21 protein-coding genes and 3 rRNA genes are annotated in these 26,791 nt (G+C 67.7%); 11 read left to right on the top strand and 13 right to left on the bottom strand.

The genetic code is table 11. The features are described from left to right. Positions 1-829, top strand: an 829-nt coding sequence (sigJ, locus tag ACWCO3_RS02175; protein WP_450008036.1) for an RNA polymerase sigma factor SigJ, incomplete at its 5' end; no start/stop codon positions are given. A 35-nt stretch (positions 830-864) separates the two neighbouring features. Here sigJ and ndk read toward each other — a convergent pair. Next, positions 865-1,290: a nucleoside-diphosphate kinase gene (gene ndk / locus ACWCO3_RS02170; RefSeq protein WP_088949743.1), complete on the bottom strand. Its 426-nt coding sequence runs from the start codon at positions 1,288-1,290 to the stop codon at positions 865-867. 142 nt (positions 1,291-1,432) lie between these two features. On the opposite strand from ndk, the gene ACWCO3_RS02165 reads away from it, so the two are divergent. Then, positions 1,433-2,929, top strand: coding sequence for a VOC family protein (locus ACWCO3_RS02165; protein ID WP_450008034.1), 1,497 nt, complete (start codon positions 1,433-1,435; stop codon positions 2,927-2,929). 34 nt (positions 2,930-2,963) lie between these two features. Here the strand turns inward: ACWCO3_RS02165 and ACWCO3_RS02160 are convergent, their stop codons facing one another. The 3 genes from ACWCO3_RS02160 to ACWCO3_RS02150 are packed head-to-tail and all read right to left on the bottom strand — an operon-like array spanning position 2,964 to position 7,356. Then, entirely contained in the window at positions 2,964-3,410 is a 447-nt protein-coding gene (locus ACWCO3_RS02160; RefSeq protein WP_450008032.1) for a DUF4233 domain-containing protein, read from the bottom strand. After that, the gene (locus ACWCO3_RS02155) at positions 3,407-4,741 is read right to left on the bottom strand and encodes a bifunctional folylpolyglutamate synthase/dihydrofolate synthase (RefSeq protein ID WP_450008031.1); all 1,335 of its coding nucleotides are present in this window, start codon (positions 4,739-4,741) and stop codon (positions 3,407-3,409) included. Before ACWCO3_RS02155 ends, ACWCO3_RS02160 begins: the two co-directional genes overlap by 4 nt. Beyond that, positions 4,738-7,356, bottom strand: a complete 2,619-nt coding sequence (locus ACWCO3_RS02150; protein ID WP_450008029.1) for a valine--tRNA ligase — start codon at positions 7,354-7,356, stop codon at positions 4,738-4,740. The genes ACWCO3_RS02155 and ACWCO3_RS02150 overlap by 4 nt, the downstream gene beginning before the upstream one ends. A gap of 69 nt (positions 7,357-7,425) precedes the next feature. Between ACWCO3_RS02150 and ACWCO3_RS02145 the strand changes: the two genes are divergently transcribed. Further along, positions 7,426-8,112 (top strand): hypothetical protein, encoded by a 687-nt coding sequence (locus tag ACWCO3_RS02145; RefSeq protein WP_358053851.1) that lies wholly within the window; start codon positions 7,426-7,428, stop codon positions 8,110-8,112. Positions 8,113-8,135: 23 nt separating this feature from the next. Here ACWCO3_RS02145 and ACWCO3_RS02140 read toward each other — a convergent pair whose 3' ends face one another. From ACWCO3_RS02140 to ACWCO3_RS02120, 5 genes are all read right to left on the bottom strand, one after another. Beyond that, entirely contained in the window at positions 8,136-8,375 is a 240-nt protein-coding gene (locus ACWCO3_RS02140) for a hypothetical protein (RefSeq protein WP_145779362.1), read from the bottom strand. 140 nt (positions 8,376-8,515) lie between these two features. Beyond that, a 5S ribosomal RNA gene (gene rrf, locus ACWCO3_RS02135) occupies positions 8,516-8,632 on the bottom strand. 87 nt (positions 8,633-8,719) lie between these two features. Next, a 23S ribosomal RNA gene (locus tag ACWCO3_RS02130) occupies positions 8,720-11,829 on the bottom strand. A gap of 377 nt (positions 11,830-12,206) precedes the next feature. After that, positions 12,207-13,721, bottom strand: a 16S ribosomal RNA gene (locus ACWCO3_RS02125). The 16S, 23S and 5S rRNA genes sit together here, the layout of an rRNA operon. Positions 13,722-14,414: 693 nt before the next feature. Then, complete coding sequence (locus ACWCO3_RS02120) at positions 14,415-14,669, bottom strand: SCO4848 family membrane protein (protein ID WP_145778495.1); 255 nt, start codon at positions 14,667-14,669, stop codon at positions 14,415-14,417. A 183-nt stretch (positions 14,670-14,852) separates the two neighbouring features. Between ACWCO3_RS02120 and ACWCO3_RS02115 the strand changes: the two genes are divergently transcribed. The 7 genes from ACWCO3_RS02115 to ACWCO3_RS02085 all read left to right on the top strand — a co-directional run bounded on the left by ACWCO3_RS02115 (position 14,853) and on the right by ACWCO3_RS02085 (position 20,255). Further along, positions 14,853-15,323 carry a PRC-barrel domain-containing protein gene (locus tag ACWCO3_RS02115; RefSeq protein WP_450008025.1) on the top strand — a complete coding sequence of 157 codons (471 nt, stop codon included), beginning with the start codon at positions 14,853-14,855 and terminating at the stop codon, positions 15,321-15,323. A gap of 4 nt (positions 15,324-15,327) precedes the next feature. Next, the gene (locus ACWCO3_RS02110) at positions 15,328-15,504 is read left to right on the top strand and encodes a hypothetical protein (RefSeq protein ID WP_167524730.1); all 177 of its coding nucleotides are present in this window, start codon (positions 15,328-15,330) and stop codon (positions 15,502-15,504) included. Positions 15,505-15,593: 89 nt separating this feature from the next. Then, the gene (gene trpS / locus ACWCO3_RS02105) at positions 15,594-16,652 is read left to right on the top strand and encodes a tryptophan--tRNA ligase (RefSeq protein ID WP_269681933.1); all 1,059 of its coding nucleotides are present in this window, start codon (positions 15,594-15,596) and stop codon (positions 16,650-16,652) included. An 81-nt stretch (positions 16,653-16,733) separates the two neighbouring features. After that, the gene (locus tag ACWCO3_RS02100; RefSeq protein ID WP_145778492.1) at positions 16,734-17,954 is read left to right on the top strand and encodes a low temperature requirement protein A; all 1,221 of its coding nucleotides are present in this window, start codon (positions 16,734-16,736) and stop codon (positions 17,952-17,954) included. 86 nt (positions 17,955-18,040) lie between these two features. Beyond that, positions 18,041-18,388: a YciI family protein gene (locus tag ACWCO3_RS02095; protein ID WP_341874457.1), complete on the top strand. Its 348-nt coding sequence runs from the start codon at positions 18,041-18,043 to the stop codon at positions 18,386-18,388. 2 nt (positions 18,389-18,390) lie between these two features. After that, positions 18,391-19,647: an RNA polymerase sigma factor gene (locus ACWCO3_RS02090; RefSeq protein WP_244311524.1), complete on the top strand. Its 1,257-nt coding sequence runs from the start codon at positions 18,391-18,393 to the stop codon at positions 19,645-19,647. Positions 19,648-19,664: 17 nt separating this feature from the next. Continuing rightward, positions 19,665-20,255 (top strand): HAD family hydrolase, encoded by a 591-nt coding sequence (locus ACWCO3_RS02085; RefSeq protein WP_145778489.1) that lies wholly within the window; start codon positions 19,665-19,667, stop codon positions 20,253-20,255. A gap of 4 nt (positions 20,256-20,259) precedes the next feature. On the opposite strand, the gene ACWCO3_RS02080 is transcribed toward ACWCO3_RS02085, so the two are convergent. The 4 genes from ACWCO3_RS02080 to ACWCO3_RS02065 all read right to left on the bottom strand — a co-directional run bounded on the left by ACWCO3_RS02080 (position 20,260) and on the right by ACWCO3_RS02065 (position 26,180). Then, positions 20,260-21,231, bottom strand: coding sequence for a quinone oxidoreductase family protein (locus tag ACWCO3_RS02080; protein WP_357937174.1), 972 nt, complete (start codon positions 21,229-21,231; stop codon positions 20,260-20,262). A gap of 212 nt (positions 21,232-21,443) precedes the next feature. Next, positions 21,444-22,511, bottom strand: coding sequence for a WxL protein peptidoglycan domain-containing protein (locus ACWCO3_RS02075; RefSeq protein WP_450008020.1), 1,068 nt, complete (start codon positions 22,509-22,511; stop codon positions 21,444-21,446). 91 nt (positions 22,512-22,602) lie between these two features. Further along, positions 22,603-24,582: a fibronectin type III domain-containing protein gene (locus ACWCO3_RS02070; protein ID WP_450008019.1), complete on the bottom strand. Its 1,980-nt coding sequence runs from the start codon at positions 24,580-24,582 to the stop codon at positions 22,603-22,605. 143 nt (positions 24,583-24,725) lie between these two features. Further along, positions 24,726-26,180 carry a HupE/UreJ family protein gene (locus tag ACWCO3_RS02065; RefSeq protein ID WP_450008017.1) on the bottom strand — a complete coding sequence of 485 codons (1,455 nt, stop codon included), beginning with the start codon at positions 26,178-26,180 and terminating at the stop codon, positions 24,726-24,728. Between ACWCO3_RS02065 and ACWCO3_RS02060 the strand changes: the two genes are divergently transcribed. Then, positions 26,152-26,787, top strand: coding sequence for a type 1 periplasmic-binding domain-containing protein (locus ACWCO3_RS02060; protein WP_357937176.1), 636 nt, complete (start codon positions 26,152-26,154; stop codon positions 26,785-26,787). The two genes, ACWCO3_RS02065 and ACWCO3_RS02060, sit on opposite strands and share 29 nt — an antisense overlap. Positions 26,788-26,791 lie beyond the last annotated feature (4 nt).

Genomic DNA, 26,791 nt, shown 5'->3' with positions numbered 1-26,791 from the left:
GCCGATGCTGCTCGGGCTCGCGTACCGCCTCCTCGGCAGCCGTCACGACGCCGAGGACGTGCTCCAGGAGGCGTACCTGCGCTGGTTGGGCGTGGACCGCTCGACGGTGGCCGAGCCACGCCGATACCTGTCCCGGGTCGTCACCCGGCTGGCCCTGGACCGACTGCGGGCGCGGCAGGCGAGCCGCGAGACGTACGTCGGGCCGTGGCTGCCCGAGCCGGTGCCGACCGAACCCTCGCCGTTCGGGCCGCTGGACCGCGCCGAGCTGCGCGACTCGCTCTCCACCGCGCTGCTGCACGTCCTGGAACGGCTCACCCCGCCGGAGCGTGCCGTGTACGTCCTGCACACCGCCTTCGACCTGCCGTATGCGGAGATCGCGGAGATCCTGGACCGAACCCCGGAGGACTGCCGGCAGCTGCACCACCGGGCGGTCTCCCGGGTACGCCAGGAGCAGCGTCGGTTCACCGCCAGCCGCTCCGAACGGGAGCGCCTGCTGGACGCGTTCCTCGCCGCCGCCCGCGACGGTGACCTGGCGACGTTGACCAGCCTGGTCGCCGCGGACGCCACCGCGTGGAACGACGGCGGTGGCCGGGCACGGGCCGCCCGCAACCCGGTCAACGGGGCGGACCGGGTCGCCCGCTTCTTCGCCGGGATCTACGGCCCCGCCCGGGAATGGTCGTTCCAGCGGCTGGAGCTGAACGGCGAACCCGCCGCCCTGCTCACCCGCGCCGACGGCAGCCGTTACGCGCTGACCGTCGCCGCGGCCGACGGCCGGATCACCGGTATCTACGTGATGGGCAACCCGGCGAAGCTGCCGCCGACCGGCTGAACCCCGCCGCCGTCAGCCCGCGTCGACAGCCCGGGTCAGCCCAGCTCGGGGAACCAGAGCGCGATCTCACGCTTGGCGCTGTCCGTCGAGTCGGAGGCGTGCACGAGGTTCTCCCGGTTGGACAGGGACAGGTCACCCCGGATGGTGCCGGCGGCGGCCTTCCGGCCGTCGGTCGCACCGACCAGCCCGCGAACCACGTCGATGACCTGGTCGCCGGAGAGCACCAGGGCGACCAGCGGGCCGCCGGTCATGAAGTCCTTCAACGGCGGGTAGAACGCCTTGTCGACGTGCTCGGCGTAGTGCTCGTCGGCGAGCGCCGCGTCCATCGTCCGGTGCGCCATCGCGTCGATCCGCAGCCCCTTGCGCTCGAAGCGGGAGAGGACCTCGCCGACCAGGCCGCGGCGTACCGCGTCGGGCTTGATCAGAACGAGGCTGCGCTCATCCGGGCTGTTGCTGGACACGCTGGGTTCCTCCTGTACGCGTTGAACGCTCGAGATCGGTACGGTCAGCCTAGCGACCCGGTCCCGGCGCCGGCGCGGCGGCCGGTCTTTCCCCCGGTGGCCGATCCGGCCTAGCCTGGCCCTGACCCCCGGGAGGTCCACTGTGGCGAATGGCGGGAACCGGCCCATCGCGCCGGTACGCAAACTGATCGGCACGGTGCTGGGCACCGTGGCCACCTTCGTCGTCCTCTTCGGGCTGGGCATGACCAGCTGGGCCATCGTGGCTCTCGGGGTCGCCCTGCTGGTGCTGGCCATCGCCCTGGCGACCGTACGCGGCGGCGGGCGCACCTGGGTGGTCGGCGTCGGGCACGTGCACAGCGCCTCCGAACCGCCAACCCAGTACGCGTTCGGCCGCTGTGAACTCCAACTGGTCATCGACGCGCCCGGCCTGCCACCGCGATCCAAGAAGATCATCGAGCCTCGGGTGCCGGTCTCCAAGTGGCCGTCGCTGGGCCAGACCCTGCCGATCCGGGTCGCGTTGGACGACCAGCGGCACGTCAAGGTCCTCTGGGACGAGGTGCCGACCCACGCCGAGACCGCCGCCGCCGTCGCCGACCTCCCGCCGGAGTTCGCCGACATCGACGCGGTGGACGAGGTGTTGATCCAGCAGGATGCCCCGCCGTGGGCCGACCGCGCTCCGGACGACGACTTCCGGGACGACTTCCGCGACCCGCACGGCGACCCTTTCCGAGACCCGCACGGCGATCCGGTACGCACCGATCCCCTGCGCACCGATCCCCTGCGCTCCGATCCCCTGCGGGACGACCCGGGTGTCGCGTCCGAGGAGCGCGAGCCGGTGGTGGTGCACCAGACCCCGGGCGGCCCGGTGTTGGAGGGCGTCCTCGTCGAACCCCAGGCCAGCGGTCTACCCCGGAGGGCCACCCCGGCGCCACGCACCGCCCCCGAGGAGCGCTTCGACAAGCCCGACGCCGACCGTTACGACCCCCCGCGGGACGACCTGTCGACCGCAGATCCCGTGGACCCGCCGCCCGCGCAGCGCGCGGACCCTGTCAGCGCGCAGCGCTCCGATCCACTCAGCGCGCAGCGCTCCGATCCGCCGCCCGCGCAGCGGTCCGGAACGGGCGCGACCGACCCGCTGGATCCACTCGATCTACCGCTGGACGACCCGTCCCCGGGCCGGGCGGGCCGCGAAACCGTGAGCGACGAGGACCTGGATCGGGCGATCTTCGGGTTCGACACGGCGTCGGCCACGGATCCGACCGCGCCGATCAGCGGGGTCGGGCTCACCCTGCTGGTGACCGACCTGTCCCGGTCGCTCGGCTTCTACCGCGACGTGCTCGGCTTCAGTGAGGTCGACCAGGGCGCCCACAACGCCGTACTCGCCTCCGGCACGACCCGGCTCGTCCTCCGCGAGGTGACCGGGGCGGCGCCGATCAGCCGCCGCCTGGTGCACGTCAACCTTGAGGTGAACGACATCGAAGCGGCGTACGAGCGACTCCGTGAATCGGGCGTCCGCTTCACCTACGCGCCCCGGGTGGTCAACCGGGGCACCAAACTGGAGGTGTGGGCGGCGGCGTTCCGTGACCCCGACGGCCACGGCATCGCCCTCACCCAGTGGCGCGAACGCGCCGACGCCTGACCCTGCCGACCTCACCTCGGCTGACGCGGCCGCGTCAGCCGAGGATGACCCGACGAACGTGCAGCGCGTACGCCCAGACCAGGGCGAAGATGATGCCCAGCCCGAACAGCGACCAGTGCAGCAGACCTCCCAGGATCAGCAGACCCTGGAGCACGGTGCCGGCGTTCCAGGCCCACGGTCGCCGCATCATGCCGGCGAGCACGACGGCGGCCACCGCCAGTGCCACCACCACACCGATCGCGGCGCCGCTCAGGTCACCGCCGACCACTCGTACCGGCTGGATCGCCAGCAACAGCACCAGCGCCTCCAGGGCGAGGGTCCCCGCGCCCAGACCGCGTACCGCCGCCTCCGGGTTGCGCACCCCGCAGCGGCGCGGCTGCCCCGCGACGGGCTCCTCCACCGGCTGGTCAGCTGGCGCGCCTGCCCCGGCCTGCCCGGTCGGGTCGTCGGTGGCGTGCGGGTCCCGCTCCGGACCGCTCATCGCTTCAGCAGCCGGCGGGCGTCCGCGACCGTGACCACCGACCCGGTGACGAGGACCCCGACCCCGCTGAGTTCACCAGGGACGTCCTCCTCGGCCAGCGCCACCGCGAGCTCGATCGCGTCCGGTATCTCCTCGGCCGACTCCACCCGCTCCTCGCCGAACACCTCGGCCGCCAGCGCGGCGAGTTCCGCCACCGGCATCGCCCGTGGCGAGCTGTTGCGGGTGACCACCACCAGGTCGGCCACCGGCTCCAGCAGCTCGAGCAGGGCCTCCGCGTCCTTGTCGGCGAGGACGCCGACCACCGCCACCAGCTTGCTGAACGCGAACTCCTCCTGCAGGGCGTTGACGGTCGCGGCCATGCCGTGCGGGTTGTGCGCGCCGTCCAGCAGGACGGTCGGGGCGCTACGAACCCGCTCCAGCCGCCCCGGGGAACTGGCCGAGGCGAAGCCCTCCCGGACCGCCTCGATGTCGAGCTGCCGGCGAGCCCCGGCACCCAGGAACGCCTCCACCGCCGCGAGCGCCACCGCGGCGTTCTGCGCCTGGTGGGCGCCGTGCAGCGGAATGAACACGTCGTCGTACACACCGCCGAGGCCCTGGATGCTGAGCACCTGGCCGCCGACCGCGACCGCCCGACGCATTACGCCGAACTCGCCGCCCTCCCGAGCGATGGTGGCCCCGACCTCGGCGCAGCGATCCAGAAGTGGCCGCGCCGCCTCCTCCTCCTGGGCGGCCGCGATCACGGTGGCGCCCGGGTGGATGATGCCGGCCTTGGCCAGCGCGATGTCCTGGAGTGTGTCGCCGAGCCACTCGGTGTGGTCCAGCCCGATCGGGGTGATCACGCAGACGCCGGCCTGGATCACGTTGGTGGCGTCCTCGGCGCCGCCGAGCCCCACCTCGACCACGGCGATGTCGACAGGCGCGTCGGCGAAGGTGGCGAACGCCAGCGCGGTGGTCATGTCGAAGTACGTCAGCGGCTCGTCCGACCGCGCGTCGACCAACTCGGCCAGCGGCTTGATCTCCCGGTAGATCGACGCGAATCGTTCCTCGCTGACCGGCTCCCCGTCCAGGCTGATCCGCTCCCGCACGGTCTCCAGGTGCGGGCTGGTGTAGCGGCCGGTGTGCAGCCCGAACGCCCGCAGCAGCGAGTCGATCATCCGCGCGGTGGAGGTCTTGCCGTTGGTGCCGGTCAGGTGGATCGCCGGGTACGCCCGCTGTGGGCTGCCGAGCAGGTCCAGCAGCGAATCGATCCGGTCCAGCTCGAAGACCATGCGGGTGAAACCACGGGCGTTCAGCTCCGCCTCGACGGCGGCGAAATCGGTACGGTCGGTCACGAGGACAGTGTCTCCAGAGCAGCGTCGATCCGGACCAGGTCGGCCTCGGCGGTGGCGAGCCGGTCGCGGATCTTCGCGACCACCGGCTCGGGGGCCTTGCCGATGAAGGCAGGGTTGTCGAGCTTGGCGCGGGCCTGCGCGACCTCCTTCTCGGCAGCCGCACGGTCCTTCGTGAGCCGGGCCCGCTCGGCGGCCAGGTCGATCGACCCCCGGGTGTCCAACGCGACACCGACCGCGCCGGGCATGGCCAGGGTGGCGCTGGCCTGGAAGTCGTCCCCGGCCGGGTCCAACCGGACCAGTGAACGGATCAGGGGCTCGTGGGCGGCGATGCCCGCTCCGGTCAACCCGTCGAGGCGGGCAGCTACCCGCTGCGTCGGGCGCAGCCCCTGGTCCGAGCGGAACCGACGGATCTCGGTGACCACCCGCTGCACGCTCGCCAGCTCGGCCTCCGCGGCGTCGTCGACCAGCGCGCGGTCGGCCACCGGCCAGGCGGCGGTCTGCACCGTCTCGCCGCCCGTCAACGCGAGCCACAGCTCCTCGGTGACGAACGGGATGATCGGGTGCAGCAGCCGCAGCAGCTGGTCGAGCACGTGCCCGAGCACACGACGGCTGACCTCCGCCCGCTCACCGCCCTCGGCGAGCACCGGCTTGCTCAGCTCCACGTACCAGTCGCAGACGTCGTCCCAGGCGAAGTGGTAGAGCAGGTCGCACACCTTGGCGAACTCGTACGCCTCGAACTGCTCGTCGACCTCGGCGGTGACGTGCGACAGCCGGGACAGGATCCACCGGTCGACGGTGGAGAGCTGCTCGACGGGCGGCAGGTCCCCCGTGGTGTGCGCGCCGTTCATCAGCGCGAACCGGGTGGCGTTCCAGAGCTTGTTGCAGAAGTTGCGCGAGCCCTGGCACCACTCCTCACTGACCGGGACGTCCTGACCGGGGTTGCCGCCCCGAGCGAGGGTGAATCTGGTGGCGTCGGCGCCGTACCTGTCGATCCAGTCCAGCGGGTCAACCACGTTGCCGAACGACTTCGACATCTTCTTGCCGTACTGGTCGCGCACCATGCCGTGCAACGCGACCACGTCGAACGGCGGTCGGCCGTCCATCGCGTACAGGCCGAACATCATCATCCGGGCGACCCAGAAGAACAGGATGTCGTACCCGGTGACCAGCACGCTGGTCGGGTAGAACTTCGCCAGTTCCGGGGTCTGCTCGGGCCAGCCGAGGGTGGAGAACGGCCACAGGCCGCTGGAGAACCAGGTGTCCAGGACGTCCTCGTCCTGGTGCCATCCGTCGCCGGTCGGCGGCTCCTCGTCGGGGCCGACGCAGACGACCTCGCCGGCCGGGCCGTACCAGACCGGGATGCGGTGCCCCCACCACAGCTGACGGGAGATGCACCAGTCGTGCATGTTGTCGACCCAGGCGAAGTAGCGCTTCGCCAACTCGGCCGGCTCGATGCGGACCCGACCGTCGCGCACCGCGTCACCGGCCGCCTGGGCCAGCGGCGTGGTGTTGACGAACCACTGCAACGACAGCCGGGGCTCGACAGTCGTCTTGCAGCGGGAACAGTGCCCGACCGCGTGCACGTACGGACGCTTCTCGGCGACGATCAGGCCCTGCTCGCGCAACGCCGCGACGATCGCGGGCCGCGCCTCGAACCGGTCCAGCCCTTCGAACGGGCCGGGCACGGTGATCACACCGCGCTCGTCCATCACTGTCAGCGCGGGCAGGTCGTGGCGCTGGCCGATCTCGAAGTCGTTCGGGTCGTGCGCGGGCGTCACCTTGACCATGCCGGTGCCGAAGGACGGGTCGACGTGCGCGTCGGCGACGATCGGGATCCGGCGGCCGGTGAGGGGCACCTCGACCTCGGTGCCGATCAGGTGCTGGTAGCGCTCGTCGTCCGGGTGCACCGCCACCGCGGTGTCACCCAGCATCGTCTCGGCCCGGGTGGTGGCCACCACGACCTCGTCGCTGTACCTGATCGAGATCAACTCACCGTCGTCGTCGGTGTGCTCGACCTCGATGTCGGAGAGCGCGGTGAGGCAGCGCGGGCACCAGTTGATGATCCGGTTGGCCCGGTAGATCAGGCCGTCTTCGTACAGCTTCTTAAAGATCGTCTGGACGGCCCGGGACAGGCCCTCGTCCATGGTGAAGCGCTCGCGGTCCCAGTCGACGGAGTCGCCGAGGCGACGCATCTGACCCAGGATGGCGCCGCCGGACTCGGCCTTCCACTGCCAGACCCGCTCGACGAACTTTTCCCGACCCAGGTCGTGTCGGGACAACCCCTGAGCGGCGAGCTGCCGCTCAACGACGTTCTGGGTGGCGATGCCGGCGTGGTCCATGCCCGGCAGCCACAGCGCCTCGAAGCCCTGCATGCGCTTCCGTCGCACCAGGGCGTCCTGCACCGTGTGGTCCAGGGCGTGGCCCATGTGCAGCGAGCCCGTGACGTTCGGCGGCGGGATGACGATGGTGAAGGGGGGCTTCTCGCTGTCCGCGGACGCCCGGAAGTGCCCGGCGGCTACCCACTGCTCGTACCGTCGCTGCTCTACCTCGCCCGGCTGGTACTGGCCGGCAAGGGTCGGGGCGTCGGGGCGGTGGGCATCCAGTCTCTCGGTCACCTGACAAGTCTACGGAGGGCTTCTCCGGACCTGACGTGCGCCACCTCTCGTTCGCGTACGGTGTCGGCTATGTCCGACGCACATCTCACCGACCGTTCGCTCGACGGCAGTCACGAGCCGGTCGAGCTGAGCGAGGAGCCGATCCAGCTCAGCACCCGGGACTCCGGGGGCGACCCCGACGAGCGGTCCGGCGGCTGGTCCCGACGCCGCAAGATCGGTTGGGCGATCGCGTTGGTGGTCGGCCTCGCGGGCGCCGGTGTGCTGGGCGTCGGCGGATGGCGGGTGGCGCAGCAGAAGGACACCCAACTGACCTCACCCGATCGGGTGGCGGGTCTGACCCGCGACGACAGCGAGCGGGCGAAGAGCACCGCCGACTACCTGCGCAGTGGCCTGGCCGCGAACATCGAGCTGGACCGCAGTTTCGGCACTGTCTACCGCGACCCGGCCGACGACAAGCGCTCGGTGCTCATCTTCGGGGGCACCACACTGCTGTGGCAGCCGGAACGGGACCTGGACAGCCTCTTCCGCCTCATGTCGGACGAGACCGGCTCGGTGAACGGCCTGCGCGAGTCACCCGCCGGCGATCTGGGTGGCGTGATGAAGTGCGGCAGCACCAGTGGCGAGGGTGGCGATTTCGCGGTGTGCGGTTGGGCGGACCACGGCAGCGTCGTGATGGCCATGTTCCCGGGTCGGTCGGTCACCGACGCCGGCGGCCTGATGCGCAACCTCCGTAGCGAGATGCAGACCCGGGGCTGATCCGAGCCCAGTGCCCGTCAGTGTCACCGCCCTGGCCCGGGGCGCTTCCTGGCACCCTGCGGTGGCATTGGCACCGTACGCGCCTCCTGCACACGGATTTCGGCCCGGAACCGGTGCGCGGCGGGATGCCACATCTCCTCGAACGGACCCATGACCTCACCACCGATGCCACGACGACGTACCCGCGCTCCCAGCCACGTGAGGATCCCCAGGATCGCCGCCACGCAGGCTGCGACCACCAGGGGGATCAGGACGTCATCCACGCGTCCAGCCTAGAGGCGCCGCGCCCCGCACGCGTTGATCGACTCCGTTTCGCCGATGTGGCGGTATGGAGGGGATCAACCCGTGACACGGGAACGCAGAAAGGGCCACCCCCATCGGGGGTGGCCCTTTCTGAAAGATTGTCCGGCGGCGTCCTACTCTCCCACACCCTCACGAGTGCAGTACCATCGGCGCTGGAGGGCTTAGCTTCCGGGTTCGGAATGTAACCGGGCGTTTCCCCTCCGCCATGACCGCCGTAACTCTATGAACATATCAAACAACCCCGGCACGTCTCCACGTGGGTGTTCGCTTGTTCAGAGTTGCACAGTGGACGCGTAGCAGCTTAGTAGTCAAGTCCTCGGCCTATTAGTACCGGTCAACTGAACCCGTTACCGGGCTTACATTTCCGGCCTATCAACCCAGTCGTCTAGCTGGGGGCCTTACCCCACCAAGGTGGGTGGGATACCTCATCTTGAAGCAGGCTTCCCGCTTAGATGCTTTCAGCGGTTATCCCTTCCGAACGTAGCTAACCAGCCGTGCCCTTGGCAGGACAACTGGCACACCAGAGGTTCGTCCGTCCCGGTCCTCTCGTACTAGGGACAGCCCTTCTCAAGTATCCTACGCGCACGGCGGATAGGGACCGAACTGTCTCACGACGTTCTAAACCCAGCTCGCGTACCGCTTTAATGGGCGAACAGCCCAACCCTTGGGACCTGCTACAGCCCCAGGATGCGACGAGCCGACATCGAGGTGCCAAACCATCCCGTCGATATGGACTCTTGGGGAAGATCAGCCTGTTATCCCCGGGGTACCTTTTATCCGTTGAGCGACACCGCTTCCACTCGCAAGTGCCGGATCACTAGTCCCGACTTTCGTCCCTGCTCGACCTGTCAGTCTCACAGTCAAGCTCCCTTGTGTACTTGCACTCAACACCTGATTGCCAACCAGGCTGAGGGAACCTTTGGGCGCCTCCGTTACCTTTTAGGAGGCAACCGCCCCAGTTAAACTACCCACCAGACACTGTCCCTGAACCGGATAACGGTCCGAAGTTAGATACCCAAATCAACCAGAGTGGTATTTCAAGATTGCCTCCACCCATACTGGCGTATGGACTTCACCGGCTCCCACCTATCCTACACAAGCTAATTCGAGTACCAATGTCAAGCTATAGTAAAGGTCCCGGGGTCTTTCCGTCCTGCCGCGCGTAACGAGCATCTTTACTCGTACTGCAATTTCGCCGGGCCTGTGGTTGAGACAGTGGGGAAGTCGTTACGCCATTCGTGCAGGTCGGAACTTACCCGACAAGGAATTTCGCTACCTTAGGATGGTTATAGTTACCACCGCCGTTTACTGGCGCTTAAGTTCTCCGCTTCGCCCCGAAGAGCTAACAGGTCCCCTTAACGTTCCAGCACCGGGCAGGCGTCAGTCCATATACATCGAATTACTTCTTCGCATGGACCTGTGTTTTTAGTAAACAGTCGCTTCCCCCTGCTCTCTGCGGCCATACAACGCTCCACCCGCGCGGGGCTTCACGTCTCCGGCCCCCCTTCTCCCTAAGTTACGGGGGCAATTTGCCGAGTTCCTTAACCACAGTTCGCCCGATCGCCTCGGTATTCTCTACCTGACCACCTGTGTCGGTTTGGGGTACGGGCCGCTAAGAACTCGCTAGAGGCTTTTCTCGGCAGCATAGGATCACTGACTTCACCTGAATCGGCTCGGCATCACGTCTCAGCCTTCATGTGGTGCGGATTTGCCTACACCACGGCCTACACGCTTACCCCGGCACAACCACCGGCCGGGCTCAGCTACCTTCCTGCGTCACCCCATCGCTTGACTACTACCCGTCAGGTTCCCACGCTCCCCAACATCAACCCGAAGGTCTCCGTCAGTTTGGGTGGTTAGCACAACGAGGTTCATCAGGGACGCTCTTTCGCGGGTACGGGAATATCAACCCGTTGTCCATCGACTACGCCTCTCGGCCTCGCCTTAGGTCCCGACTCACCCAGGGCGGATTAGCCTGGCCCTGGAACCCTTGGTCATCCGGCGGAAGGGTTTCTCACCCTTCTTTCGCTACTCATGCCTGCATTCTCACTCGTGCCGCGTCCACAACTGGGTCACCCCGCTGCTTCACTCGCGGCACGACGCTCCCCTACCCATCCACACACCTGCACAAGGAATCACGTCCAAGCGAGGATAAAATGTGAATGCCACAGCTTCGGCGGTGTGCTTGAGCCCCGCTACATTGTCGGCGCGGAACCACTTGACCAGTGAGCTATTACGCACTCTTTAAAGGGTGGCTGCTTCTAAGCCAACCTCCTGGTTGTCTATGCGACCCCACATCCTTTTCCACTTAGCACACGCTTAGGGGCCTTAGCTGGTGATCTGGGCTGTTTCCCTCTCGACTACGAAGCTTATCCCCCGCAGTCTCACTGCCGCGCTCTCACTTACCGGCATTCGGAGTTTGGCTGATTTCGGTAAGCTTGTGGGCCCCCTAGACCATCCAGTGCTCTACCTCCGGCAAGAAACACGCGACGCTGCACCTAAATGCATTTCGGGGAGAACCAGCTATCACGGAGTTTGATTGGCCTTTCACCCCTAACCACAGGTCATCCCCCAATTTTTCAACATTGGTGGGTTCGGCCCTCCACGCGGTCTTACCCGCGCTTCAGCCTGCCCATGGCTAGATCACTCCGCTTCGGGTCTAGGACACGCGACTGAATCGCCCTATTCAGACTCGCTTTCGCTACGGCTCCCCCACACGGGTTAACCTCGCCACATGCCACTAACTCGCAGGCTCATTCTTCAAAAGGCACGCCGTCACCCCGCAAGGCTCCGACGGATTGTAGGCGAACGGTTTCAGGTACTATTTCACTCCCCTCCCGGGGTACTTTTCACCATTCCCTCACGGTACTTGTCCGCTATCGGTCACCAGGAAGTATTTAGGCTTACCAGGTGGTCCTGGCAGATTCACGGCAGATTTCAGGGGTCCGCCGCTACTCGGGAACACCCACAGAAGGTCAGCAACTTTCACCTACCGGACTTTCACCGTCTACGGTCAGCCATTCCAGACTGTTCGACTAGCCACTAACTTTGTAACTCCTCGAGCGCATGTCAGTACACTCAGCGGGGTCCCACAACCCCGACCACGCAACCCCTGACAGGTATCACACGCAGCCGGTTTAGCCTCGATCCGCTTTCGCTCGCCACTACTCACGGAATCACTAAATTGTTTTCTCTTCCTACGGGTACTGAGATGTTTCACTTCCCCGCGTTCCCTCCACACACCCTATGTGTTCAGGTGTGGGTGACACCACATGACTGGTGCCAGGTTTCCCCATTCGGACACCCTGGGATCACAGCTTGGTTGACAGCTCCCCCAGGCCTATCGCGGCCTCCCACGTCCTTCATCGGCTCCTGGTGCCAAGGCATTCACCGTTCGCCCTTGACAACTTGACCACAAAGATGCTCGCGTCCACTGTGCAATTCTCAACAAACGACCAACCCACAACCCGATCCGCCCCACACCAAACCCAGTCCTCAGACCAGCGGTATGTGAGGCCAGGCCATGCCTGGCAACCTCGCGAACCCACAGGCTCGCTACGGTTCCGAAAGAAACAACACGATGGTTGTTCTTTCAGGACCCAACAGGGTGCTCACATTCTCCCCCAGCCGCACCAGAAGCCACCGTTCCCACCACCCACGGGTGGCTGTACTAGGCGCCGCCGGCCGTTGCCAGGGCAAAACTTGCCAGTGTCTCCGCCATTCGAGCACCCCACCACCACATTCGGGTGATGCGGGCTCCTTACCGACTTTCGTCGGAAGGTGCTCCTTAGAAAGGAGGTGATCCAGCCGCACCTTCCGGTACGGCTACCTTGTTACGACTTCGTCCCAATCGCCAGCCCCACCTTCGACGGCTCCCTCCACAAGGGTTGGGCCACCGGCTTCGGGTGTTGCCGACTTTCGTGACGTGACGGGCGGTGTGTACAAGGCCCGGGAACGTATTCACCGCAGCGTTGCTGATCTGCGATTACTAGCGACTCCGACTTCACGGGGTCGAGTTGCAGACCCCGATCCGAACTGAGACCGGCTTTTTGGGATTCGCTCCACCTCACGGTATCGCAGCCCATTGTACCGGCCATTGTAGCATGCGTGAAGCCCTGGACATAAGGGGCATGATGACTTGACGTCATCCCCACCTTCCTCCGAGTTGACCCCGGCAGTCTTCGATGAGTCCCCGCCATAACGCGCTGGCAACATCGAACGAGGGTTGCGCTCGTTGCGGGACTTAACCCAACATCTCACGACACGAGCTGACGACAGCCATGCACCACCTGTGACCGCCCCCGAAGGACCCCCCATCTCTGGAGGTTTTGCGGCCATGTCAAACCCAGGTAAGGTTCTTCGCGTTGCATCGAATTAATCCGCATGCTCCGCCGCTTGTGCGGGCCCCCGTCAATTCCTTTGAGTTTTAGCCTTGCGGCCGTACTCCCCAGGCGGGGCGCTTAATGCGTTAGCTGCGGCACAGGGAACCGGAGAGGCCCCCCACACCTAGCGCCCAACGTTTACAGCGTGGACTACCAGGGTATCTAATCCTGTTCGCTCCCCACGCTTTCGCTCCTCAGCGTCAGTATCGGCCCAGAGACCCGCCTTCGCCACCGGTGTTCCTCCTGATATCTGCGCATTTCACCGCTACACCAGGAATTCCAGTCTCCCCTACCGAACTCTAGCCTGCCCGTATCGACCGCAGGCTTGGGGTTGAGCCCCAAGTTTTCACGGTCGACGCGACAAGCCGCCTACGAGCTCTTTACGCCCAATAAATCCGGACAACGCTCGCACCCTACGTCTTACCGCGGCTGCTGGCACGTAGTTGGCCGGTGCTTCTTCTGCAGGTACCGTCACTCTCGCTTCGTCCCTGCTGAAAGAGGTTTACAACCCGAAGGCCGTCATCCCTCACGCGGCGTCGCTGCATCAGGCTTCCGCCCATTGTGCAATATTCCCCACTGCTGCCTCCCGTAGGAGTCTGGGCCGTGTCTCAGTCCCAGTGTGGCCGGTCGCCCTCTCAGGCCGGCTACCCGTCGTCGCCTTGGTAGGCCATCACCCCACCAACAAGCTGATAGGCCGCGAGCCCATCCCAAGCCGAAAAACTTTCCACCACCAGCCATGCGGCCAGAAGTAATATTCGGTATTAGCCCCCGTTTCCGAGGGTTATCCCAAAGCTTGGGGCAGGTTGCTCACGTGTTACTCACCCGTTCGCCGCTCGAGTACCCCGAAGGGCCTTTCCGCTCGACTTGCATGTGTTAAGCACGCCGCCAGCGTTCGTCCTGAGCCAGGATCAAACTCTCCAACAAAAAACTATGTTGAACAGCATCCTGACAACAAACAAATGTTGCCAAAGGAATCCCAACCAGCCAGCAAAAACTGACCAGTCCGGGGTATAAATCATAATTGGCACTGGCTTTACAAGCACCCTGTTGAGTTCTCAAAGAACAACCACACACCGACCAGAAGCCCCACCTCAGTGGAACCCCAACCGGGGCTTTTCGTTCCGTGTCCCCGCCGCTCTCGCGCCGGGCACTTTTACTACGTTACCTCACCGTCTCGGCCGTGTCAAACCGTGTGTCCCGGTCTGTCATGCTTCGTGCGGGTTGGCCCCGGCGCACCCACGCAGCAGCGAACCGCTGCGTCAGGTCGTCGGATTTGGCAGGCCGGCCGCTGCGGTTTCCCGCAAGCTCGCCCGGTGCCCTGCCGGTCGTGAACCTTACCCGGTCGGCTTCGCCGCACCAAATCCGCCTCGCGGCCAATCCGGCGAGCCCCGCCCGGCCGTGTCTCACAGGAGCGAACCCCTGCTTGACCCGGTCACCAGCTTGGTTTGCGGCCTCAGGACTTTCGTCCCGTTTGCCCCGTTCCGCGCTGGCAGAGAGAAAGTTACGCGTCCGCGGGTTTGATCGTCAAATCCGCGGGGTAGCGGCGCGCGTCACATTCGGGTTCGCGGCCGCCCACTCACGCCAACGGAAAGGCCGCCAGAGCACCGAATGGGCAGGTCAGGACGCCTGCCGCCGCCGGGCGACCAGCCACGCCCGGATGCCGAGGACACCCACAGTCGTTCCGATGGCCAGTGACGCCCCGATCAACAGCGCGTGCACCCACAGAAAGCTGGTGGGCGCGCCGTCGGCGACCGTGCCGGACGCCCAGGACCGCGGGTCCTGCCAGATGGCAACCGCGAACCTCGGCCAGATCACCCAGGTCCAGATCCCGACCCCGACCAGGAAGACAGCCCACCGTCGCGACAACACCATGGCAGCCGAGTATGCCAGCGCGGCTGCCCACCAGAGCCGCCGTCAAGCCAGCCGGGCCTCCCCGCGAGACCCGCACGGGCACAGCAGGCGCCACCGACGCCCGGGACTCATTCCGTTTCCGACGGCAGCGAGCTGGGCACTGCGAAAGAGGACAGTTGCCGACCGTCCCCCCGGAGGTGCCCCGTGCAACCCTCGATCTTCAATCCCTGGGCATGGCGTGACCCGTCCGCCCTCGCTGGCGGATACACGCAGACCACCCCCGCGGTCACGCCGCCGGACGGCCCGGACGGTGGGCACGACGGCCCGGACGCGCCCGGCCCTGGCACACCAGTGGACCTGGTGGGCTACCACGTGGAGGCGACCGACGGGCGGATCGGCACCATCGACGAGGCGAGCAACGAGGCGGATGCGGGATACCTGGTGGTGGACACCGGCCCGTGGATCTTCGGCCAGAAGGTGCTGCTGCCGGCTGGCACTGTGGTTCGGGTGGACCACCAGGAACGCGTCGTGCACGTCGACCGCGCTCGGCAGGCGATCAAGGACGCACCGCCGTTCGAGGCGGATCCGGCCGACCCGGAGTACCGGGAACGTGTCGGCAGCTACTACGCCGACAGTTACCTTCCCCCGCCCGGAGCCATACCGCGGGTAATCTGAGCTCGTGGTCCGACTGGGCAACTGCGCGTCGGAGGCGGTCGACACGGTCGACGGCCTCCCGCTCGGCGCGCTGCCCGGGATCGCAACCAGCCCCGGCGATGGCCGGGAGCAACTTCTGAACGTCCTCCGTGCCGGTGGTCTGCGGTACCGCGCCGGCGCGCGATGGCGGACGGCTCGCTGAGCCGATCCCGCTGACCGAGGGGTCCCGGAAGGGACCCGCTCGGCGCGCGCCCGCGTCACCCCACCCTCGGATACGAGAGGCACACCACCATGTCCGTCGCACGAATGCTCACCGGCGACCGGCCCACCGGCCGCCTTCACCTCGGCCACTACGTCGGCAGCATCGCCAACCGGGTGCGGCTGCACCGGCGCTACGAGAGCTTCTTCATCATCGCCGACCTGCACATGCTCACCACTCGCAATCGCCGCGAGGACATCGACCAGGTTTCCGGCAACGCCCGGGAGATGGTGACCGACATCCTGGCCGCCGGCGTCGACCCGGAGCGGGCCATCTTCTATCTCCAGTCGGCGATCCCGGAGGTCGGTGACCTCAACACACTCCTCCAGAACCTGGTGACCGTCCCCCGGCTGGAACGGGTCCCGTCACTCAAGGACATGGCCCGAGACGCCGGCAAGGAGGAGATGCCGTACGGATTGCTGGGTTACCCCGTGCTCCAGGCCGCGGACATCCTCTGCGTCAAGGGCGAGGTGGTCCCGGTCGGCCGGGACAACGCCGCGCACGTCGAGGTGACCCGGGAGATCGCGCGCCGATTCAATCATCTGTACGGCCCGGTCTTCCCGGTGCCTGAGCTGATCCCGGCGGACACGCCGAGCCTGGTGGGCACCGACGGCGCGGCCAAGATGAGCAAGAGCCGGGGCAACACGATCGCACTGTCCGACGACGCCGCCACCGTGCGGCGGAAGGTGCTCGGCATGTACACCGACCCGAATCGGGTACGGGCCGACGTGCCGGGCACGGTGGAGGGCAACCCGGTGTTCGCGTACCACGAGGTCTTCAATCCGGACCGCGACGAGGTGGCCGACCTGGCCCGGCGTTACCGGGCCGGGCAGGTCGGTGACGTGGAGGTCAAGGAACGCCTGGTCGTCGCGTTGGAAGCGTTCCTGGCGCCGATTCGGCAGCGCCGGGCCGAGATCGAGGCCGACCGGGGGTTGGTCGACCGGCTGATCGTCGAGGGCACCGAACGGACCCGTCAGGAAGTCCGGCAGACCCTGATCGAGGTACGCCGGGCGATGGGGTTGACCGGCGCGTACCAGCAGGTGCGGCGGCGGGCGGAGCGGAGCCGGCGGCGGACGCAGACCTCGGCCTGAGGCCGGGGCGTCCGGTGCTCGGCGGGGGGACCGGGTGAACGGTCGGCCGGTTCCCGCTCCACCCTGACGCAGAATGCGGGGATGAGGGGGATTTCGGGCGTTCGACCGGTACCGGTGGCGGAGGCGCACCGGACCACGATGTTCGAGATCTTCTTCGATCTGGTCTTCGTCTTCGCCCTCACCCGGGTCATCACGTTCATGGCCGGATCGCCGACCGCGCTCACTCTGGCTCAGGGGCTGCTCCTGCTCCTGCTCCTGCTCTACTCCTGGGGGCCGTACACCTGGGTGGGGAACCTGGTGCGCGCGGACGTCGGCCTGGTCCGCGCGGCCACCCTGGTCGCGATGGCGGCGATCTTCGTGGTCGCTCTGGTGCTGCCAGACGCGTGGACCCAGGGCCCGGGGCTCGTTGACGCGCCGCTCGCGCTCGCCCTGGCCTACGTCGTCGGACGCGCGGTGCAGCTCGTGGTCCTGTTCTGGGTGAGCAGGACGGACCAGCCACTTCGTTCGACGCTGCGCTTCTTCGTCGTGCCGGTGGTGCTGGCGTGGTTCCCGCTGATCGGTGGAGCGCTGCTCGGCGGTGCGGGCCAGACCGCGCTCTGGACGGTCGCGCTGCTGGTGGACATCGGTGGCGCACGGATCGCATCGGCCTTCCGGCCGTGGCAACTGCGCAGCGTGGGCCACTTCACCGAGCGGTTCGGTCTGGTGCTCATCATCGCGCTGGGCGAGTCGTTGATCTCCGCCGGTGCGAGCCCACGGACGATGGCGCCGGTCAGTGCGGCGGTGGTGGCCGCGCTGCTCGGTCTCGCCAGCACTGTGTGTCTGTGGTGGCTCTACTTCGACCGGCTGGCGCCCGCCGCGCGGGAGGCCGTCAGCAACGTGCCGGATGACCGACGCGGCGACGTCGCCGGTGACGCGTACGGCCTCGGGCACTCGCCGTTGATCATCGGGGCGATCTACGTCGCGCTCGGCATCGAGGAGGTGATCGGCCGGCTCACCGAGGAGTCGGCGCGTGCCGATCCACTGGGTTGGGAGGCGGCCACCGCGCTCTTCGGTGGCGCGGCCGTCTACCTGCTCAGCAGGTTGGTCTTCCGCCGACTGACCCTCTGGACGATCTACCCGACGCAGGTCGTCGTCGCGGTGCTGCCGCTGGTCCTGCTGCCGGTCGGCCGCTCCCTGCCTCCGCTGGCGGCGCTCGCCCTGCTGACCGTCCTCCTGGTCGGGGTGACCTGGTTCGAGCGACGGGTGGACCGGCGCGACGAGCGGCCCAAACCCGCGCGGCCAGTGCGGCCAAGAAAATCGTGACGTGCCGTGTCGACATCCCCGGTCTCCGATCGTCGTCATGCTGTACGGCGACACGCCGCACCGAGAGGAGCCGGAACGTGAAGTACATGCTGCTGTTCATGAGTCCCGTGGCCGACGGGGAGGCCGTCGACAACGGGTGCACCGTCGAGGACTGGATCCGCTACGACCGGGAGATGAAGGACGCCGGGGTCTGGGTCTCCGGGTATCCGCTACAGGACCTGACCACCTGCACGACGGTGCAGGTCGGCCCCGGCGGTGAGCGCACGATCACCGACGGGCCGTTCGCCGAGACCCGGGAGCTGCTCGGCGGGTACGACGTGATCGACGTTCCGGACCTCGACGCCGCGCTGGACTGGGCGGCCCGCAGCCCTGGTGCCATCGGTACCGGGTCGGTGCAGGTTCGTCCGATCTTCGAGTTCGACATGCAGGCCTGATCGTGCCGGACGGGGAGTCGGCCGTCAGTTCGTCGGTGGAGGCGGTGTTCCGGGAGGAACGCGGTCGACTGCTCGCCTCGCTCGTGCACCGCTTCGGAGATCTCGACCTGGCCGAGGAGGTCGCGTCCGAGGCCATCGAGGCGGCGCTCGTGCACTGGCCGACCGACGGTGTGCCGAGTCGACCGGGCGCGTGGCTGCTCACCACGGCTCGGCGTCGGGCGGTGGACCGGCTGCGACGCGACAAGGTGCTGGCGACGCGGCTCGCCGTACTCCGGGCCGAGGCCGAGCGGGCCGACCCCGCCCCACCCGCCGACGCGGACCGGGACCTCCCCGACGACCGACTGGCGCTCTTCTTCACCTGCGCGCACCCGGCCCTGGCCGCGCCGGATCGCGGGGCGCTCACCCTGCGGTTCCTCGCCGGTCTCACCACTGTCGAGGTGGCGCGGGCCTTCCTGGTGCCGCCGGCGACGATGGCTCAGCGGCTCGTCCGGGCCAAGCGGAAGATCCGGGACGCCCGTATCCCGTTCCGGGTGCCCGGGGAGGACGAGTTGCCCGGTCGACTGCCCACGGTGCTCCAGGCCGTCTACTCGGTGTTCACCGAGGGGTACGCCGCCAGTTCCGGCCCGGATCTCCAACGGATCGATCTTGCCGAGGAGGCCATCCGGCTGGGCCGGATCCTTCGTCGGCTGCTACCGGCCGAGCGGGAGGTCGCCGGGCTGCTCGGTCTGATGCTGCTGGTCCATGCCCGACGGGACGCGCGTACCGGACCGGACGGCGCGATGATCCTCCTGGACGAGCAGGATCGTGGACGCTGGGACCGCCCGATGATCGAGGAGGGGCGCGGGCTGGTCGTTGTCGCGTTGACCGGCCCCGCCCCCGGCCCGTACGGGGTGCAGGCTGCCATCGCCGCCCTGCACGACGAGGCGGCGGACGTGGCGAGCACCGACTGGCCGCAGGTGGTGGCGCTCTACGACGTGCTGCTCGACCTGGTGCCGTCGCCGATCGTCGCGTTGAACAGGGCCGCCGCGGTGGCCATGCGGGACGGGCCCGAGGCAGGGCTCGCCCTGCTCGACGGGTTGGCCGACGATCCGCACCTGCGCGGTCACCATCCCTATCCGGCGGCGCGGGCCGACCTGCTGCGCCGCCTCGGCCGGTACGACGAGGCGGCCGAGGCGTACCGCAGCGCATTGGCGCTGGTCGGCACCGAGCCGGAGCGGGCGTACCTGCTCGGCCGGCTCAGAGCTGTCACGACCGAGTGAGCTGTACCCTTCCCCGGGTGAGTCTGCCTCTGCCTCCCGGTGAGTTCGCCGCGTACCTGTTCGACTGCGACGGCACGATCGTCGACTCGATGCCGCTGCACTACGTGGCCTGGCAGCGGGCCCTGGAGGAATGGGGCTGCGAGTTCCCCGAGGAGCTCTTCTACGCCTGGGGTGGCCGGCCGACCGCCGACATCATCGTCGCCCTGAACGAGCAGCAGGGTCTGGCGATGCCGGTGGCGACGGTCGTCGAGAACCGTGAGCGCATCTACCAGGAGTTGCTGCCGCAGCTCGCCGCCGTGCCCGACGTGCTGGCGCACATCCACGACGCGCACCGGCGGGTCCCGTTCGCTGTCGTCTCCGGCAGCACCCGCGCCTCGGTCACCGCCTCCCTCGATGCGCTCGGCCTGCTGGACCGGTTCGACGTGCTGGTCTGCGCCGACGACTACACGCGGGCCAAGCCCGACCCGGAGGCGTTCCTGCTCGCGGCGGAGCACCTCGGCGTACCCCCGGAGTCGTGCCTGGTCTTCGAGGACACCGACCTGGGCATTCAGGCCGCGACCGCAGCCGGCATGGCATCGGTACGCGTGCCGCAGCAGCGCACGCACTGACGTCTCAGGCCACCGTGAGCAGGAGCTTCCCCGCGTAGGAGGTCTGCAGACGCTTGTGTGCCTCCCGCACCTTGCCCAGTGGGAACGTCTCCGCGACGTGCACCACGAACGGTCCCGCCTCGATGAGTTCGTTGAGGCGTTGCAACTGCCGGGGGTTCGACTCGCCGTCGTACGCCCGGACCACGACGCCGGGGCGTTCGCTCGGCTCCGGCTGCACCCCGTGGGCGTACGCGACCACGCCGCCGTCGACGAGCGTCTCGGTGAGCCGGTCCACTGTCGCACCGCCGGCCATCGCGAGGATGGCGGCCACTCCGGCCGGTGCCGCGTCCCGGATCCGGGCGAGCACGTCGTCCAGGTCGCCGTGGCCGTCGAGGGAGATGTCGGCACCGAGCCGGGTCACCAGCGCGACGCCGTCCGCCCCGGAGGCCACGGCGATGACGTTCAGCCCCTGGCGCTTGGCCAACTGCACCGCCAGGTGACCCTGTCCGCCGCTCGCCCCGAAGATCAGCAACCACGAGCCGGCCGACAGGCTGAGCGTGTCGAGCCCGGCCAACGCGGTCAGCGCGTCGGTGGGCATCGCACCGGCGTGCTCGGCCGGCACTCCGTCGGGCACCTTCGCCGCGTACTCCGCCTTGACGGCCGCGTACTCGGCGTAGCAGCCGCCCTTCGGTCGGGTCGTGGCGGAGACGTAGACCAGCTCTCCGACCGCGACGTTGGACACCTTGCTGCCGGCCGCGATCACGGTCCCGGCGCCGTCGGAGCCGGGCACGATCGGGAGGGAGGAGCCCTCCGGCACGAGGATGCCCTGCCGCTCGTACGCGTCCCACACCCCCACGCCGGCGCTCAAGACCTTGATCAGCACCTCGTCGTCGGCGACCTCGGGGATCGGCAGCTTCCGCAGCGTGATCACCTCCGGCCCACCGAACTCGTCGAAGGCCGCGGCCTGCATCCGCTCTGGCACATCCCCGTCAACCATGTGGATTCCCTCTCCGTGCCGGCGTTCCCGTCGCAGCATGCCGGCTCGGGCACAGGCGCGGTCCAGGGCTGAGCGTCGTTCACCCACAAGGGCGACCGGCTGCTGTCGGCGTGGAGTGACGGGCGTAGCCGGGGCGGAGCGGGAAAGGCGGGCGGACCGCGAGGACGGCTACCGCCGCCGACCACGGTCGGCGGCGGTGACGGAGGCAGCGGTCAGGACGTCCGTGGCTCCTGACCCCGCAGCGCCTGCTCGACGGCGTCGCGTACGCGGGCGTCTTCGCGCACCTTGCGCTGCGTCCGGTTGCGGCGCCGGTACAGGTACGCGCCGACGAGCACCGCGATCAGTACGACGAGCACCAGCACCAGCATCCACGGCAGGGCCCAGCCGTGCGCGGTGACCTGGACCGGCTTGAGCGAGGTGGTGGAGCCGGAGGCGTCGGTGAGCAGCGGGGTGAGGGTCGCGGTCGCGGCCAGCGAGATGGTGGGAGCGACCCCGTGCACCGGCACTGTCACCTTCCAGCTCTCACCGGGCAGCAGCTCCGGCGGCGCGGCGATGTCGGCGGCCCGTACCCGCAGCAGGCCGAACGGACCCGAGACCGTCACCCCCTGCTGCCCGGACAGGGCGGCGTTGCCGATGTTGTGGACCTTGTAGGTGATGGTGGCGTCGCCCTTGGCGAACGGGTTCGACGAGCCGGCGTACGTGACGTGGAGGTCCTCGATCGCGAGGTTCGGCTTCAGCTCGCCGCCGACCCGCAACTTGATCCGGATACCGAGGCGACGGTCGACGTTGATGCCCTCGGCCTGGTCGGCCTGGGTCAGCGCGGTGAGGATGCCGCCGACGTAGTCACCGGGGGTGGCGTTCTCCGGGATGCTGATCTTGAAGGGAACCTGTGCGGTCTTTCCGGGCTGGATCACGACACTGGCGGCGTTCGCCTTCACCCAGGCACCGATGGCGACGGACTTCTTGTCCTTGGTGAGCAGGTCAAGCTGGCCCGCGTCGGTGGTGAAGCCGTCGGCCGCGTACACGGAAAGGGTCAGCGGCGCGGGACCCCGGTTGGCCACGACCATGGCGTCGTCGACGGCGCCACCGGGATTGACGTTGTAGCTGTAGCTGGACCGGGCCTCGCCGTAGCTGTTGGAGGCCGTCCGGACCGTCCAGGCGACGTTGCCCTCCGCCGCCGAGGCGGGGACGGCACCGACACCGACGGCCGCGACGGCGGCGAGCACTGACAGTGCGGTCGTACGGAGGAGTGTCTTCCAGCGCGTTACGGACGGGTACATGTCGGTTCCTTGAGGTGATCTTGGGAGGAGTGCAAATGGGTGGCGGGGTAGGCCCCCGAAGGTGCCTACCCCGCCGAATGGAGCGGTCCGGTCAGCTGCTCAGCGCAGTGATCGTGAGGGTGGTGCGGTAGCTGCCCTTCGCGATGCTGTCCGGGATCTTCAGGTCCAGGTCAGCGCCGAGCTTGGCGCCGCCCCGGGGGTGACCCTGGGCCGCCGCACCGAGGGCGCTGGAGACCGAGAGGCCCTTGCCCTGGTCGTCGTAGGACGACAGGATCGGCGCGCCGGCCTCGGCACCCGCTCCGGCGTCCAGCACGTACGGGGTCCAGCCCAGGTAGGAGCCCGAGAAGGTCTTCTCGGCGTCCTGGAAGTCACCGACGTTGGCCGAGATCGACCACGGGGCGAGCGAGCGGCGGCTGTCCGACACGAGGATCGGGTTGATCTTGCCGTTCGCCTGGAAGTAGGTGCCGTTGCGCTCCTGCGCGGTACCCAGGTCCACCAGGCCGTTGTAGCCGTCGATCGTCCAACCGAACTCGCCCGGAGCCGGGTTCGGCACGTTCACCTGGATGGACTGGCCGTCACCGTTGAACGGGTGCACCGTCACGTTGTCGACGATCGAACCGACCGGCTGACCCTCGGGGGTGTTGACGCAGGAGAGGCCGTTCTCGACCGACGCGTTCGGCGCCGCGCAGGTGCCGCTGCGGATGTTGGCCAGGACCAGCTTGTCGCCGCGCACCTGCACCTTGACGTAGCTGCGGACGTGCTCCTGGTTCTGCACGGAGTTGTACCAGTACTTGTTCGGGTCCAGCGGGTCCGGGCCGTTGCCACGGATGCCGGTGCCGGTGGTGTCCGGCTTCTTGATGTCGTAGTACTTCGAGCCGGAGGCCGAGTTGGCGGTCACGTAGATGACGCCACCCGGGCCGGGGAACACGTCGGCGGCACCCGGCTTCTCGGCCGGGTTCTCCTTCTGGCCGTTCTTGATGGAGTAGCTGCGCGAGTAGCTGTGGTCGTGGCCCTGCAGCACCATGTCGATGCCGAGGTTCGAGAAGGCCGTGGTGAAGTCTTCCCGCCGCTGCTTGTTGTCGGTGTCGGTCGCGTGGCTGGCCGGCGAGTAGATGGAGTGGTGGTAGACCAGCACCTTCCACTTGGCCTCGGAGCCGTGCTTGTTGACCACGTCGGTGATGTACGCGACGTGCGCGGCGTCACCGGCGTTGCTGCCGTCGGTCGGCAGCTTGTAGCTGTTGCTGTTGATGTCGATGAACAGCACGTCCTTGTAGACGAACCAGTAGTCGCCACCGGACTTGGTGCCCGCCGGGCTCCCGTTGTCGTAGTACGGGGCCGTGCGGTCGGTGTTCGGGGTGAAGTGGTGCTGCTCGTAGGACTTGCCGCCGACGTCGTGGTTACCGATGGTGGCGACGACGGGGTACTGACGCAGCTGGTCGGGCGCCATGAACGAGGTCCACTGACCCTCGTCGTTGGCGGACTCGACGTGGTCGCCGCCGGAGACCAGCAGCTCCGCGTTCGGATTGGCCGCGGTCGCGACCTTCAGGGTGTCCTCCCAGCCGGCCTGGTCCTTCAGCCGGTCACCGGAGGAGCCGATCTGGGGGTCGCCGAAGAACAGGAAGTCGTAGTCGCCCTCGAAGTCCTGCGTCTTGAAGGCGTACGTCGGGGACCAGCTGCCCTCGGCGCCGACCCGGTACGAGTACGCCGTCTTCTCGCGCAGGTTGCTGATCGTGGCGTGCCGGCTGAACCCGGTGGTGGAGGTGTTCGCCGCGCCGACGGCGTCGAAGCTCACGGCACCGGCCGGGAACTCGCCGTTGACGATCTCGGCGGTCGGGGCGAGCTGGATCTTCTGCGCGGTGTCGGCGGAGGAGTACCAGGTCACGATGCGCTGGGTCTCGTTGGCGCCGACGCCGAGGATCACGCTGCTGATCGTGGTGGACTCGGCCGCACTCGCGGTGGCCGTCAGGCCACTGCCGAGGGCCGCTCCCATTCCCAGGAAGCCGGCGACGACTCCGGCGACCAGGCGCCGCCGCACGAGCCCGGAGGCCCGTGTCGAGGTGCTCAATGTCATCGACATTGTTCCCTTTTCAAATAGAGAAATGGATGTTTCTTCACCCGACACTGGGGAAGCGGATCCACGCTTTCGCCGCCCGATGAACCGATCATGAACGTGATCTTGCGAAAGACTGCACTTCACGAACTACTTAGCCTTACTCAGGACCCGGAAATGCGCTGCACAAACCAGATGAGCCCCATGATGGACACCGCCCCCGAAACAGCTCCGGTCGCCCAGATACCGGCTTTCGGCGCACGGCGACGCAGCACGAGCAACAGCGGGAAGACGATCGCGATAATGCTCAACTGCACAACTTCGATGCCGACGTTGAACACCAACAACGACCACAGCAGGGTCCACGACCACGCCTCGTCGATGCCCAACGCGCCGGCGAAGCCCAGCCCGTGCACGAGACCGAAGCAGAACACCACGCCGAGGCGGATCCAGCCGGCCCGATCCAGGCTGAAGTGCCCGTGCCCGGGCGTCTCCAGGTCGGCCGCGTGGGTGCCCCGCCGCCAGATCCCCCACAAGTGCCAACCTGCGACGACGGCGATGGACAACGCGATCACCGGCTCCACGATCGTCGCCGGCACCTCGACCAGTCCGAGGGCGGCCAGCATGAACGTCACCGAATGCGCCAGGGTGAAGCTGGTGGCGGCGAGCACGATCTCGCGAAGCCGCCGCGACCCGGCGATGAGCGCCAGCAGGAACAGGATGTGGTCGATCCCGGACAGCAGATGCTCGGCGCCCAGCAGGAAGAACTCCCCGAACCGGTCGTACCACGCCTGCCCGGTCGAGAAGGAGGGGTGGGCCGCGTCGAGCGCCGCGCTACCCGTACGGCCGTCGATCTCATAGGTGACGATCGTCTTGGTGCCCTTGACGTAGCCCTCGCCGTCCGGGAAGAGGTCGCTGCGAACCTCGTGCTCGTCGACCCGCTGGGCGCAGGTCCAGTCCAGCAGCAGACCGGCGTACGGCACGCCGTCGCGCTCGCCGATCGTCGCGTCGCTCACCTGGGTCGGCCGGCACGCCGTACTCCCCGACGTGACCGAGAAGCGGTCGGAGACATACCCGAGGACCGTCGACGCGTGGCTCTTCAGGGCTGCGGCCTGGGCGCTGGAGTCACCCGCCTCGAATGCGGCGGTTCCCGCCTGGAAGAGCGGATCGTCGCCACCGGAATCGGCGGCGGACACGACGAGGAGGTCGTATTCAAGTTCGACCGTCGTGCGAATGTGACCCTCATCTCCCGCTGTGATTTTTGTGTACACAGTCGACGAGAAACCGTGCGCGGACGCCGCGTGAGCGCCCAAAAACGGGATCACCGCTGCGGCGATCCCGACAGCGGTGACGATAACGGTGCGGCGGACGCGGCCCAACATGCGACTCCCTCGGTTGGCCAGTGCACGCTGCATGCCGTGGGTGAACACCAACCCGCGCGCCGACGAACCACCGGAAAACAAAATCCCCGAACCGGCACCCGCAGATTGCCGTCGGCCGGAATTGCGATAGGAATACGAGAAAGTACGCGCACCCCCCGCCACCATCCGGAGGACGATCACCTTGCGCCCCCCGCTTCGGGCCGTTGCCATGTTGGCCGCGACCGCCGCGCTGGTCACCGCCTGCAGTTCCGGCGACGACTGGTCCCAGCCGCGTCCGGCGCCCAGCGCCATCGGCACTCTCGGCCCCGGGTTCGTCGACCCCTCCACGAAGCCCGCTCCGGAGGCGACCATCACTCCACAGCCGGGCTCCTGGGACGGCGTCCACCCGCCGAAGGACTACCGGGTGGTGCTGTTGACTGCCGGCGACGACGCCCCGACCAAGGCCCTCGTGACGGCCGTCAAGGAGTGGGCGGACGACGAGCACGTCGACCTCCGGACGATCGTCGTCGGCAACGCACACGACGCCGTTTCCCGCATCGCCAAGGCCATGGAGATGGGTCCGGACCTCATCGTCAGCGCTGGCAACGACCTCATCGACCCCCTCGCGCTGGTAACCCCGAGCCACCTCGACGAGAAGTTCCTGGTGGTGGGCGCGGAACTGGCCGAGCCCACCCACAACGTCACAGCCGTCGACTGGGACGGCGCGTCGTTCCGTGGCGAAGGGCTCGGGGCGTCGTCGACCTACGACCCGGCCTCGTTCACCGGAGAAAGGTGCGCCGCCGCCGTCCGGGCGGGCGTGGCCGCCGTTCTCAACGACCTGACCGGGATCGTGGTCTGGCTCTGAACGG

The organism is Micromonospora sp. NPDC002411, from assembly GCF_053592955.1.
Note: the sequence above shows the minus strand (reverse complement) of the source record. Positions and strands in the feature narration are given on the sequence as shown.